Source organism: uncultured Ruegeria sp., assembly GCF_947497005.1.
Lineage (GTDB): Bacteria > Pseudomonadota > Alphaproteobacteria > Rhodobacterales > Rhodobacteraceae > Ruegeria.
The window spans coordinates 209,966-222,010 of the sequence record NZ_CANMFF010000001.1; the positions used below are offsets into that span (position 1 = coordinate 209,966).

Annotated in this window: 14 protein-coding genes, 1 tRNA gene and 1 pseudogene; 12 read left to right on the forward strand and 4 right to left on the reverse strand. The window is 54.6% G+C overall.

Features of this window, described 5'->3' with window-relative positions; genetic code table 11:
* Nucleotides 1-114 precede the first annotated feature (114 nt).
* Entirely contained in the window at nt 115-1,224 is a 1,110-nt protein-coding gene (locus tag Q0816_RS01030) for an extracellular solute-binding protein (protein ID WP_298846513.1), read from the reverse strand.
* Nucleotides 1,225-1,614: 390 nt separating this feature from the next.
* On the opposite strand from Q0816_RS01030, the gene Q0816_RS01035 reads away from it, so the two are divergent.
* The 3 genes from Q0816_RS01035 (at nt 1,615) to Q0816_RS01045 (ending at nt 4,557) form a co-directional block, all read left to right on the forward strand.
* Nucleotides 1,615-2,898: an aromatic ring-hydroxylating dioxygenase subunit alpha gene (locus Q0816_RS01035; protein WP_298846516.1), complete on the forward strand. Its 1,284-nt coding sequence runs from the start codon at nt 1,615-1,617 to the stop codon at nt 2,896-2,898.
* Nucleotides 2,899-2,900: 2 nt separating this feature from the next.
* A complete protein-coding gene (locus tag Q0816_RS01040; protein ID WP_298846517.1) occupies nt 2,901-3,164 on the forward strand; it encodes a hypothetical protein in 264 nt (87 codons plus the stop codon).
* A 127-nt stretch (nt 3,165-3,291) separates the two neighbouring features.
* Nucleotides 3,292-4,557, forward strand: a complete 1,266-nt coding sequence (locus tag Q0816_RS01045) for an NAD(P)/FAD-dependent oxidoreductase (RefSeq protein WP_298846518.1) — start codon at nt 3,292-3,294, stop codon at nt 4,555-4,557.
* A 372-nt stretch (nt 4,558-4,929) separates the two neighbouring features.
* Here Q0816_RS01045 and Q0816_RS01050 read toward each other — a convergent pair whose 3' ends face one another.
* Entirely contained in the window at nt 4,930-5,226 is a 297-nt protein-coding gene (locus Q0816_RS01050) for a GNAT family N-acetyltransferase (protein ID WP_298846520.1), read from the reverse strand.
* Complete coding sequence (locus tag Q0816_RS01055; protein WP_298846522.1) at nt 5,184-5,432, reverse strand: ParB N-terminal domain-containing protein; 249 nt, start codon at nt 5,430-5,432, stop codon at nt 5,184-5,186. The genes Q0816_RS01050 and Q0816_RS01055 overlap by 43 nt, the downstream gene beginning before the upstream one ends.
* A 517-nt stretch (nt 5,433-5,949) precedes the next feature.
* On the opposite strand from Q0816_RS01055, the gene Q0816_RS25980 reads away from it, so the two are divergent.
* From Q0816_RS25980 to Q0816_RS01075, 5 genes are read left to right on the forward strand one after another with little or no spacing between them, the layout of a single operon-like run.
* The gene (locus Q0816_RS25980) at nt 5,950-6,180 is read left to right on the forward strand and encodes a DUF3489 domain-containing protein (RefSeq protein WP_367180446.1); all 231 of its coding nucleotides are present in this window, start codon (nt 5,950-5,952) and stop codon (nt 6,178-6,180) included.
* Nucleotides 6,177-6,605, forward strand: a complete 429-nt coding sequence (locus Q0816_RS01060; protein ID WP_298846524.1) for a DUF2924 domain-containing protein — start codon at nt 6,177-6,179, stop codon at nt 6,603-6,605. The genes Q0816_RS25980 and Q0816_RS01060 overlap by 4 nt, the downstream gene beginning before the upstream one ends.
* Nucleotides 6,589-7,269 (forward strand): recombinase family protein, encoded by a 681-nt coding sequence (locus Q0816_RS01065; protein ID WP_298846526.1) that lies wholly within the window; start codon nt 6,589-6,591, stop codon nt 7,267-7,269. The genes Q0816_RS01060 and Q0816_RS01065 overlap by 17 nt, the downstream gene beginning before the upstream one ends.
* Before the next feature lie 3 nt (nt 7,270-7,272).
* Complete coding sequence (locus Q0816_RS01070) at nt 7,273-7,572, forward strand: recombinase family protein (RefSeq protein WP_298846529.1); 300 nt, start codon at nt 7,273-7,275, stop codon at nt 7,570-7,572.
* A gap of 3 nt (nt 7,573-7,575) precedes the next feature.
* Entirely contained in the window at nt 7,576-8,268 is a 693-nt protein-coding gene (locus Q0816_RS01075; protein ID WP_298846532.1) for a hypothetical protein, read from the forward strand.
* 375 nt (nt 8,269-8,643) lie between these two features.
* On the opposite strand, the gene Q0816_RS01080 is transcribed toward Q0816_RS01075, so the two are convergent.
* A tRNA-Ser gene (locus Q0816_RS01080) sits at nt 8,644-8,733 on the reverse strand.
* Between the two features lie 202 nt (nt 8,734-8,935).
* Here Q0816_RS01080 and Q0816_RS01085 point away from each other — a divergent pair.
* From Q0816_RS01085 to tmk, 4 genes and pseudogenes are all read left to right on the forward strand, one after another.
* Nucleotides 8,936-9,409: pseudogene (locus Q0816_RS01085) on the forward strand (SPOR domain-containing protein); the annotation flags it as partial.
* Between the two features lie 396 nt (nt 9,410-9,805).
* Complete coding sequence (locus Q0816_RS01090; RefSeq protein WP_298847254.1) at nt 9,806-10,237, forward strand: SPOR domain-containing protein; 432 nt, start codon at nt 9,806-9,808, stop codon at nt 10,235-10,237.
* Between the two features lie 16 nt (nt 10,238-10,253).
* Nucleotides 10,254-11,420 (forward strand): D-alanyl-D-alanine carboxypeptidase family protein, encoded by a 1,167-nt coding sequence (locus Q0816_RS01095; RefSeq protein WP_298846535.1) that lies wholly within the window; start codon nt 10,254-10,256, stop codon nt 11,418-11,420.
* Nucleotides 11,417-12,043 (forward strand): dTMP kinase, encoded by a 627-nt coding sequence (gene tmk / locus Q0816_RS01100; RefSeq protein ID WP_298846538.1) that lies wholly within the window; start codon nt 11,417-11,419, stop codon nt 12,041-12,043. Before Q0816_RS01095 ends, tmk begins: the two co-directional genes overlap by 4 nt.
* Nucleotides 12,044-12,045: the final 2 nt, after the last annotated feature.

Sequence of the window (12,045 nt, forward strand, 5' to 3'; positions counted from 1 at the left end):
TGCACTGACAGTTGTGGAAACAGTCAATTTGGGCCTCGCAGTCTGCCAGTATGGATTGGAGGGTGCAGTAGCGATCCGATGGGAACCGCTACTGCACTTGCCAGTGTGAGTGGATCAGTTACCGGCCTTGAAGTCAGTCCAGGTGCGCGTCTGCAAACGCTCGACCTTGGGAGGAAGAACCGCAGTCGTATACATCTTGGCAACCTGATCTGATGTCGGGAAAGCGGCCGGGCTAGACGTGACGGCTTCATCAACCATTGGTTTGGCTGTCAGGTTGGCAGTCGCATACCAAGTGAAGTTACTATCATTGGCTCCAACCTCAGGTCGCATCATGTAATTGAGGAAAAGATGTGCGTCTTCCTTGTTGGCAGCGTCTTGCGGGATCAGCCAGCCATCAATCCATAGCTGTGCTGTGCGATCACCTTCGGGCAAAAAGAAGTCTAGCACGACACCAGTATCGGCTTCAGCTGCACCGGACATCGCAAGAAGGCCATCCGGGCCCCAAGTGGTTGAGACACAGAACTCTTTCTGAGGCATCCGCTGATATGCATAGTTATCGAAGGTTTTGATGTACGGCCTAATTTCCGCCAGCATCTCCCCAACTTTCTCATAGTCTTCCTTGTTTGTGGAGTTTGCATCCAAACCCATATGCGCCAAAGCCATTGGAATGATGTCGCCCGGAGAATCCAAGAACGAAACGCCACACTTGGACAGCTCTTTCATGTGCACAGGGTCGAACACCATATCCATCGATCCGATGGGGGCGTCAGGATACGTCTCTTTCACCAATTCTTCGTTGTATGTGACCCCGTGCGTTCCCCACATATACGGAATGAAGTGCTGGTTGCCTGGATCCCACTCGCTGGCCAGCTGTTCCAAAATGGCCGGATCAATGTGCTTAATGTTATCGAGCTTCGACATATCAAGTGGAGCGACGATTCCCGCCTTAATCAGCCGAGCCGTATCACTGCCGGCATGACTAACCACGTCATATCCGCTGTTTCCTGCCAGCAGCTTGGCATCAATTGCTTCGGCAGAGTCATACGGATCATAAATAACTTTGATGCCGTATTCTTTTTCGAAATTCTCAATAGTGTCTTCAGCGATGTACTCTCCCCAATTCGTAACCTTCAACACACGCTCTTGCGCGAATGCCGATCCCGACATTGCAGTAGCCGTTACTGCTAAAACTGTAATCCCGGCAACTTTCCTGATTGAGCTCATGATTTCGCTTCCTCTCCCTGAGTGGTGGCTGCAGCAATTTCGCTTGCCTTGTCTGCTAGACACTATTTCGAATGATCGCGCCCTGCGTCGCGGGCGCGATCATTATGCACCCCATCCCCCTCCAGCCGTCATATTTTTATCTGACTGGTCATTCAGAACGGTAGTCTGATGAATTCTTCGCTGTCAAGCTCAGCCGGAAAGATTTTGATCAAATCCCCGCAAACTGTTAAATTTGAACAAAACTTATGCAAATACAGTGAAAATCACTATGCTAAATCGTCTTCGAGAATTATTTCGAATCTTTTTCTGAATGATCATTCAGTCAGAAAATGTTGACGCTCAACCCAAACTGAGCGAAACCTACAGTTACTTGAAGGGTGGCTAACCAAGTTGAGCATTCAAGATTGTATGCTTGAACTCGCCTACCCAGTTGAAACATTGACTGACCAAGTCAAAATTAAGCGGATTGCACAGATGCGCGACGAAGCCAGAAATACCGAAATTCCCGCCAATTGGGACCGGCGCGGGCTGCCCGGGTGGTGCTACCACAGCGCCGCTCTTCTTGAGCTCGAGAAGAGCGAACTCTTCAAAACTCATTGGCAAATCGCCTGCCATGTTTCGGATCTTCCGGAACCCGGTAGCTTTTTTTGTTTCGACATGTGCGGTGAACGTGCCTTGATCTTGCAGGACAGTAACTCGGACATTCGCGCATTTCTAAACGTTTGTCGTCACCGCGGCTCTCGGCTGGTTTCTAAAGAGCAAGGAAAATGTGCAAACGCTCTGGTCTGCCCATTTCACGGCTGGGTTTACAATCTTGATGGAACGTTGCGTGGCGCCGCCCGCCCCGAGTCCTTCCCCGATCTCGACAAGCACGAGTTTGGCCTGAAAGAAATCGAAATGGAAATCTGGCAAGGTTTTGTCTTTGTCCGATTCAAACCCGGCCCCCAGCCATCGGTAGCGGAACTTCTTGCCCCGATTGAACAGGAAATCTCTGCCTACAAAATGGCCGAACATGTTCCGACGGACGGGATATGGACGGAGGAGACTCCGGTAAACTGGAAATCAATCAGAGATGTCGACAACGAAGGATATCATGTCCCTCTCGCGCACCCTGCCCTTCAGGACTTATATGGCTCGACTTACGCAGACGAACCATATGTCGATGGCATCTCACGCTCCGATGGAAAATTTACTCCGACGAAGGGTCGTAGGTGGGCCGTTCGCAACTACAAGAAATTCACAAAGCCACAGCCTCACCTGCCTGAGTACTTGCACAAAACTTGGCTTTATTACGGCATTTTTCCAAATGCGGTAATAGCGTTCACGCCTGAGACAACCCTGTTTTATCAAGAATTTCCCGTTACGACAGAAAAGTCCATCCTTCGAAGCGCAACATACCGAAACCCAAACGAAGACCGCCAACAAAAAGCGGCACGGTACCTTGCCGGTCGGATTGATCGAGAAACAGTGGAAGAAGATATTCAGCTGACGATATGGTCCAACGAAGCCATGGCTTCAGAGGCTTTTGAGGGCTTCTATCTTTCTGATCTGGAGTACGGCGTGCGCTCCCATCACGACCATTTGAGGAAAATTCTACCCATCTATAACTCTGAAGTAACGCCCGGAGAGGATGAAGTTGCCTCGTTGAATGACGCATTGTCAACTGAGCCGTAATCGTGACTAAAGGTATTTTCAAAATGTCGGAAGCAAAAACTCAAACGCAGTTCCTGACAACGACGATCGGAACGCCTGGTTCTGGCGCCACAAGGTATGCCGCAGCGATGTATTTTTTTAAGAACGGCAAGCTTTCTGCTGAAATGTTGGAAATATACCGGAGATGCAGCAAGTTTGACACGGATGATCCGCTCGATCTTGCTAGATACGAGGGCGTTTCAATTCCAGAATTTGTTTGCGATTTAAGCTCAAACGCCGACGCATGACTGCTTCTGCACAAATTACAAAATTCTTGGACAATTCAGAACCCTGTAAGGTCTCACGAAGCCGAAAAAGCGAAAGCTCACTCCGGAAATTGTCTCTCAGGTCACTTTATTTGTTGGAGCGAAATCGTTGAGAGCTCATGACTTTGACGTCATTGTCGTTGGCGCCGGAGCAGCAGGAATTGCAGCTACTCGTGCTCTCAAGGCGGCAGGACTATCAGTTGTCTGCCTCGAGGCATCCAACCGCGTCGGGGGGCGCACACACACGGATAGGGAGATCTTTGGTGTCCCGTTCGACATGGGTGCGCATTGGATGCACACCGAACATGTAAACGCTCTGAAAGCTCCAGGTCTCGCACTCGGCCTTGATCTCTATGCAGCCCCAGACAACGCGGTGACATTTGGCTTGGAGGATGACGCTGTTCTGTGGGACGAAGTCGACGAGCTTCATAGCGCGATCAATGAAGCGGCGCGCATCGATGCCGAAATTGAAGCAAGTACCGGAATTCAAACAGACCGGTCCTTGGCAGACATTTGGCAGAACAAAGGGCATTGGTCGTTCACGGCAGCGATGACATTTGCGTTGTCGATTGCCAGAGATTTGCCGGATACATCTCTGCGAGACATCAGTGCCTGGGAGGGCGGAGACGATTGGTTTTGCCGCGAAGGCTTCGGACACCTAATTGCATGCACCGCAAAGGGGCTGCCAATTAAATTGGCCACTCCAGTCACACAAATAAAATCTCTCACTGAAGGCGTGCAGATTACTACGACCACTGGCAAGGTCAAAGCTCGAACCGTAGTTGTTACAGTTTCCGTCGGCGTCCTAGCCGAAGACATCATCCACTTTGATCCCCCGCTAGAATCCGATCGACGCGCGGCACTCGAGCTTATCACCATGGGGGATTACAATCACGCAGGCCTCCTTTTCCGCCCCGGAGCTTTGCCAGTGCAACCCGATACTTGGCTGACATACCACTTAGAACCCGACGCCAACTGGGTGGCCCGCGGAGGCGGTTTTCTTTGCAACATCTCAAGCACCGGCCTAACCAGCTTTGAAAGCTCTGGAAGCTTTTCCAGACACTTGCAGGACGCGGGATCTGAAAGCGCCATAGAACACGCGCTCGAAACATTGGTTGGCTTCTTTGGCACGACAGTCAGAAAAGCCTTCATCAAAGGCCATGCCACCGCTTGGCGAAATGAACCTTATGTGCGTGGTTCTTACGCTGGAGCCAGACCAGGAGGCCACGACAAACGCGCTGTCTTACGCCAGTCTCATGCTGAGTGGGTGCACTTCGCCGGTGAAGCGACGCACCCTAGCCAACAATGCTCGGTCAGCGGAGCCCACCTAGAAGGATTAAGGGCCGCGGAAGATGTGTTGGCGCAGCTACGCTGAACACCTGGCGATCAACTTGATCCAGCAAGTGGAAAAATCATAGAATTTCGAATGAACCTCTCACTATAAGTCGCAAGTCCAAGTTCATCTTTCGCGTGCTCCGCGGCCAGTTCAGGGTAAGCTATCCGGTCACAGACAGATGATGAGAAGTTGAAAGTTTTGAAGAACAAAAGTTGACTATGTTTCAGCGGGGTGGCTCGATGGAGACCAAATACTCTCTGTCTTGAGCAGTTTTCCTGGATGTCCGCTAAAGAACGAAACCAGACTTTGTGTCGCAAAACGACTATTTCTGCTCTGCGGACCAAACCAGACATTCTCCAATTCGAGGCGAATGTCTGGTTCAGTTTTTTGTGTTGAGTATACGCTATTCGATCAGCCGTGCTGCGACGTATCCCACCAATGCGCTTCCATGAACTGCGGGATCGCCTGCGATTTACCGCTCAAATTCCCTACGGTGCCTTCAGTCAACTCAAGCGACATCCATGCCTCGGGGGCGGTCAACAGGTCCGGGTAGGGCGTATGTTTGTCGGTTGGGACAAACCCGTAGCGGGGATAGAAGGTCGGGACACCCAACACGAACACGGCTTCAGTTCCGATAGATTTTAGGTGCTCGATGCTGGTCTCCATCAATTCTTTCCCGACACCTGTACCCTGATGGTGCGGCGACACCCCGCAAGGGGCCAGAAGGTAGCATTTGGTATCGCGGTGGTCCGTAAAAACAAACGGCGTGAACCATCCAAAAGGATCGGAGTGACAAAGCCAAACTGGGCCACCGACGCTTTCAGCTTGTCAATGTTCTTGGCCGCGTGCGCGCGGTTGTTGTTGGCGTAAGGCTTGATCTGGCTGATCTGGGATTGGATGACTTTGTCCGCCATCCAGATCGGCGTTTTGGACGCCTAGACGTCGTTGTGTGTTTTCTTGGCAGGCATAGCCGCCTCCTTTCATTTGACACTCTTTATCGTCGATAAGAAAGGATCTTGTTGGGAATTCGGAGAGAGCACGATCAGCAACTCTCCGGACCAATCGATCCGGTTCGTTGCCCCTTCGAATGCTCTCGGTCTTATCCGCTTCAAAGAATGCGGCGCCGAATGCTGCCTCGGAGATGTATTCACCTCCCCGTGGGACCTTGTCCCTTGCAGGGCTGGCTAGAACTTATGCACAGGGTTTTGCAATTGCAACCCTCAGATCGAAAGTAACCAATTAAGATTGTTGACGAATAATGGGGGGTACAGCAGCAACGCCCTACAATACACACCCCTCTTGGGATTGCCCCAGAAAAAGCTGGACTGTTGCTGTGAACCACGCATCACTGAGCCCACGCCCGAGCCATTCGGGCGCTCCTCGGTACCGGGGTTCGGCATTCCGCCAGTCCCAGATCAGAGGAGACGATACTTGTCCAAATCCAAACAAACCAAAATTGATAAGGTACAAGCTTTGTTGCGTCGCCCCAGCGGCGCCAGCCTTGAGGAGCTCTGCAAAGCAACAGGGTGGCAGCCTCATTCGGTCCGAGCAGCTCTAAGCGGGTTGCGGAACAAAGGCGTCACAACTGAACGGCGCGAATCCGACGGGTCACATGGTTTTTCCACATATCTCCTGACGGCAAATAAGGGTGGCGAGTCATGACAAAGATTAGCGATGTCGCCGATCTGGCCGCCATGGGTCGATCGGATCTGGTCACACTTTGGCAGCAACTGTTTGATCAACCCGCACCCGCCATGCTCAGCCAACCCTTCCTGCGCCGTTTTATCGCCTTTGAGATGCAGTCCCGCTGTCATGGCGGGCTACCCCGGCAGGTCAAAGCCACGCTCGAAAAGGGCTCTGAGAGGAAGCCCGGTCCTACATGCCCTGCCCTAAAACCCGGCGGGCGCCTGCTGCGCGAGTGGAATGGCGTGACCCATATTGTCGATGTGACAGAGGACGGCTTTACTTGGAACAGTCGGTCCTTTCGCTCGCTCTCGGCCATCGCCCGAAAGATTACGGGCGCGCATTGGTCGGGGCCGCGTTTCTTTGGCTCACCGGCAAGGGGGCTAAATGAGCCCGCGCCGTAAAATCCGATGCGCCATCTATACGCGCAAGTCGTCCGAGGATGGGCTGGACCAGGACTTCAATTCACTGGATGCGCAATATGAAGCCTGCGCGGCCTATGTCGCCAGCCAGCGACACGAAGGCCGGACCCTGCTGTCCGGGCGCTACGATGACGGTGGCTTGTCGGGCGGCACCCTAGAGCGCCCTGCCCTTCAGCGCCTTCTTGAAGAGATCGATGCAGGGCGTATCGACATGGTTGTGGTCTACAAGATCAACCGGCTGACCCGATCGCTCGACGACTTCTCCAAGTTAGTCGAACGGCTGGAACAGGCAAGCTGTTCTTTTGTGTCCGTCACACAAGCATTCAACACCTCCTCATCCATGGGTCGATTGACCCTGAATGTGCTGTTGTCCTTTGCTCAGTTTGAACGGGAAGTCACCGCCGAACGTATTCGGGACAAGATTGCAGCGTCGAAGAAGAAGGGACTTTGGATGGGTAGTAACCTGCTCCTAGGCTATGACCGCCACCTCGATCCGAAGGCAAGAACCCTGGTGGCAAATGAAGAGGAGGCCAGAACGGTCCGGCATCTCTTTGGGCTTTATGACGAGCTGGGTTGCCTGCGCAAAGTAGAACAACGAGCAACGGCAAAAGGGCTGCGGTCAAAACGGTTTGTTCGGGCGGATTGAAGCGTGAAGGGGAATTGTCCGCTGTCACGGGGTCAAATCTATTACCTGCTGCGCAACCCGGTTTTTCTCGGAAAAATCCGCTACAAGGATAAGATCTGGGACGGACAACACCCGTCGATCATCGACCAAGGCGTTTGGGACCGGGTGCAGGAAAAAATGCGACAGGCCTCCAACCGCTCGCGGGCACGCGGCGGCTCCGATACGCGCCAACACTCCAATGACCCCGGTGCCTGGCTCACCGGTCTGCTGCAGGACGAAACTGGTGATCGGTTGACGCCGACCCACACCACACGCAAAGGCTGACGGTTGCGCTATTACGTCTCCAATCGACTAACCTCGGACGGCAAGGATATCTCGGGTTGGCGATTGCCGAGCCCTGCGCTGGAAAACGCGGTCATTGATGTCATCGTCGGGCATCTGAAAGACTCCGCCGCCGCGCACCGGGTACTGGCGCAGCCGGAGGCCGGGTCAGCCAAGGCTGTTCAGGCTTCAGTTGCGGATCTGGTGACCCGGCTTCAAGGCCAGGGCGGTCAGGTCGGCGCGGATATTCTAGCCAGCGGTGGAATTGCACGAGGACAAATCGACCTCGAATTGAACCCCAAAACTTTGGCAAGCACACTTGGCATTGCTCCGGACCATCTGCACCCGGATCTCACACACATCACCGCATCCTTCGATCTGCGCCGCCGCGGCATTGAGGCCAAGGTCATCGCCAGGGACATGGGACCCCAACCCGATCCCCATCTCCGGTCAATGCTGATCCGCGCCCATGGCTGGGCCAGTGATCTGAAAGCCGGAGTTCAACTGATGGAAATTGCACGCCGCGAAAGCGTCCCCGGCGCCTTTATCCGAACCCGCGCCCAGCTCGCCTTTCTCTCCCCGAAGATTCAAGCCGCGATTCTCGACGGCACCCAGCCGCCCGAACTCACACTCAAACGTCTGGTCAGCATGACCCACCCACTTGATTGGTCCGAACAGGAGCGCCAGTTCGACTTCTGACGCCTCCGGATCCTGCGTCCCTGATACAGGGTTCGCCCTACCTGATCCGTCGGCACAATTCCCTGTTCCGACGAGAAAATTCCCTGCTCCACGATTTAGGGAATTTGCAGCAAAAACCTCTAAAAAACATACAGTTCTGATAGGGGAAATGACGGAAATCAGTCCCGGTTTGCGAAAAATCCTTGTAAATTGAGGGGTATCAGGAAAATCTGGCCCAAAGCGACCCCGCTAAAATGCGACACTGAGACTGGCGCCTGAATTGTCTTCTGAATGTACAGTCTGCTCCGTCTCTGATTGAAAGCGCATGCGTCAACTCGCGGGAATTGCGGCACAATTCCGGATCAGAAAATACAACTGAAGTGAGACAGGTATGAGTGGCGGGGAGACAGGGATTCGAACCCTGGGAACGCTCTCACGTTCAACGGTTTTCAAGACCGCCGCATTCGACCACTCTGCCACCTCCCCGTCGAAAGCAGGGTCTAAGGCGAAGTTTGAGCAGAGGCAAGTCGAAATCGGGAAATCTTGCCGAAGCCCGTGCAGCGGTCTTTCCATGACACTCCAGCCACGTTATGATCCGCAGGAAAGACCGCAATATGCTGGCATACAGAACCAGCAGACCGGCAGCGGGGTTCGGAGAACGAAACCCCTTCAGGCAAGGGATAAGCAGATGAAGCGAGCGATCGAGACACGCCCGGGGCCAAAACGGCTGGCGTATCTGGCGTTGACTTTGACAATACTGGCCGGGTGCGAAGAGGCCTTTTTGACACCTGAATCGGCTGAGAAACCTGAAGACAATTCAGGGAAAACAGAACTTCTGCCGGAGATATCCAGCGGTTCACAGCGCGATGTCGAAGCCCCCGATGTATTTAAAGTAACCGAAGCTGGGCTTTGGGATGGACGGCCCTCCCTTGGAGGGGTTTGGGTTGCACATCCGGATGTGTCCCAGCCTGAGCGTGTTGTGATCAGAAACACCGCCAACAACAAATCCGTGACAGGCGCCCTGTTCCGGCGCGAACGCGATTTGCCTGGGCCCGCACTACAGGTCTCGTCCGCTGCCGCAAAAGAGCTTGGGTTGCTCGCGGGTGCCCCAACAAAGGTCAGTGTCGTCGCCCTGCGCCGTGAAAAGCCGGAAGAACAGCCTTCAGGGGACACGTCAGAGGCTGAAGACGCGACAGAAGAAACCACAACCGCATCCGCTGATGGAGCTTCCGACGCTCAAGCTGCAACTGATCCTGAAAAGCCCGCCAAACGGAAATGGTGGCAGAAAAAAGAACCAGCCATCGCGGCTGGCGCGGCTGTGGTTGCCGTGGGTGCCGCGGACTCTGACGACGATACGGCTGAAAGCGTTGAGGCCTCCAGCGAGCCCGCCGAGACCACAGCGCCAGCGAATGATCAGGCCGCGGCATCCGAGGAAAAACCGACCAAACGGAAATGGTGGCAGAAGAAAGCACCCGCTGCTGCGGCGACAGGAGCGGCGGTAGCAGCGGCAGATGCCGCCGCTGACAGTGCCGAAACAGCTGCGGAAGCTGCCGCGGCAGTGGAATCTCCGGGATTATCGGATGCACCGGTCGAAGCGCCCGCTGAAAAACCCGCCAAGCGGAAATGGTGGCAAAAGAAAGACCCCGCTGCGATTACCGAAACTCCGCTGGATCCCATCGAAGGCGCCGCTGCTGCTATTGATGCAACTGAGGCTACTCCTGCTGCTGCAGCGGTTGCCACAACAGCGGCGACACCTCTAAGCAAACCGTTTGTTCAGATCGGAACTTTCAGTATCGAGGCAAACGCGAATTCTGCCGCCCAGAAGGTGCGCCGAAATGGTATGTCTGCGGTTGTTCGCGAACTGAAAACTGCAAATAATACCGTCTGGCGGGTGCTGGTTGGCCCCGCCGCAACCCGGGCCGAACGCAAAGCCATTCAGAAGGACGTAAAAGACCTTGGCTTCAAAGACGCGTTCACGGTAACCGACTAATTCAGGGAGGCGTAACATGCTATCCTCATTGCGAATATCTGTTCTGGCGCTTGGGCTTGCCGTTCTGGCGATACCTGCCCAGGCTTTTGATACATCGGCCCGAGCGGCTTATGTGATTGATCAAACCACCGGCACCGTGCTGCTATCGAAAGACGCGGATCAGCCCTTGCCGCCCGCGTCGATGTCGAAGCTCATGACGCTCTATGTCGCGTTTGAAGCACTGCGGGACGGACGTTTGACGTTGGACGAGACTCTGCCTGTATCAGAACACGCAATGAGCTATGGCGGCTCTACCATGTTCCTGAACACGCAAGATCGCGTTCGCGTCGAGGATCTGCTGCGCGGCATTATCGTTTTGTCGGGCAATGACGCCTGTGTGGTCATTGCCGAAGCACTCAGCCCGGACGGGACCGAGGCGGGGTTTGCCCGTTACATGACCCAGCGCTCCAAGCAGATGGGCATGAACAACTCGAATTTCGCGAATTCAAACGGCTGGCCTGCCGCCGGGCATATGATGTCGGTTCATGATCTGGCCGTTCTTGCCGATCGCCTGATTTCGGACTTCCCTGAATACTATCCTCTTTTCGCCGAAGAAGTTTTCGAGTTCGATGGCCGTGCACCATCAAACGCCCGAAACCGCAACCCGTTGCTGCGGCTCGATATCGGCGCGGATGGCTTGAAAACCGGCCACACGCAAGAGGCTGGTTATGGTCTCGTCGGGTCGGCCAAACAGGGTGACAGGCGTGTGATCTTTGTGCTGTCGGGTCTCGACAGCACCGGCCAGCGGGCAGAGGAGGCTGAGGCCGTGGTTAACTGGTCGTTTCGAAATTTTGTCGAGAGGACAATTGCCAATGCGGAAACGCCGATAGCCGAAGCCAAGCTATGGATGGGTGAGAAGAAGACCGTGGGGCTTGTCCCCCAAGGCGATCTGAATTTGCTGTTCCCTGTTCTGGGCACACAAAATGTCGAGGCCGAGGTTGTCTATGATGGCCCCATCAACGCGCCTGTGAAGAAAGGCCAACAACTGGCGGAACTGGTGATCAAACCTGAAGGGTTGCCGGAAATCCGACGCTCGCTGGTGGCGGCAGAAGACGTGGCGCTTGGCGGGTTTGTTGTGCGTATGCTGACCGTAGGCGGAATTGTTCTGAAAGACGTAATCAACAACCCGCTGGAGTCGATGTGACGAAAGCGGGGTTATTTCTGACCTTCGAAGGCATTGACGGATCAGGCAAGTCGACCCAAGCGCGGATACTGGCTGATCGTCTGCGCGCGCAGGGTCATGAGGTCGTGTTGACGCGTGAACCCGGCGGCTCTCCGGGTGCCGAGGAAATTCGCAGCCTCGTTTTGGAAGGTGACCCGGAACGTTGGTCCGCCGAAACCGAGATTCTGCTGTTCACCGCCGCCCGCCGCGACCATCTGGAACGTACGATAGAGCCCGCGCTCGCCGCAGGCAAAGTTGTGATCTGTGACCGTTTTGCAGACAGCACACGCATGTATCAGGGCCTGTCACGCGGTGACCTGCGAAGTCTGGTGGATCAATTGCACAGCCTGATGATCGGACGCGAACCGGACATGACGCTGCTGATCGACATGGACCCAGAAACGGGCCTCTCGCGCGCCAAGGGCCGGCAGGGCACGGAAGAAAGGTTCGAAGATTTCGGTCCGGAATTGCAAACGAAAATGCGCGCAGGCTTTCTGGCGCTGGCCGATGAATTCTCGGGCCGGTTTCGTATTGTGGATGGCAACAGGGACATGGACAGCGTTGCGCGGAATGTGACAGAAGTCGTCCAGGCAGCTTTGCGGTAGAA

Coding starts and splice junctions, on each gene's coding strand:
- Q0816_RS01060 (WP_298846524.1), top strand. CDS start 6,177: ATGACAAAGATTAGCGATGTCGCCGATCTGGCCGCCATGGGTCGATCG.
- Q0816_RS01065 (WP_298846526.1), top strand. CDS start 6,589: ATGAGCCCGCGCCGTAAAATCCGATGCGCCATCTATACGCGCAAGTCG.
- Q0816_RS01095 (WP_298846535.1), top strand. CDS start 10,254: ATGCTATCCTCATTGCGAATATCTGTTCTGGCGCTTGGGCTTGCCGTT.
- Q0816_RS01030 (WP_298846513.1), bottom strand. CDS start 1,224: ATGAGCTCAATCAGGAAAGTTGCCGGGATTACAGTTTTAGCAGTAACG.
- Q0816_RS01055 (WP_298846522.1), bottom strand. CDS start 5,432: ATGGCGGACAAAGTCATCCAATCCCAGATCAGCCAGATCAAGCCTTAC.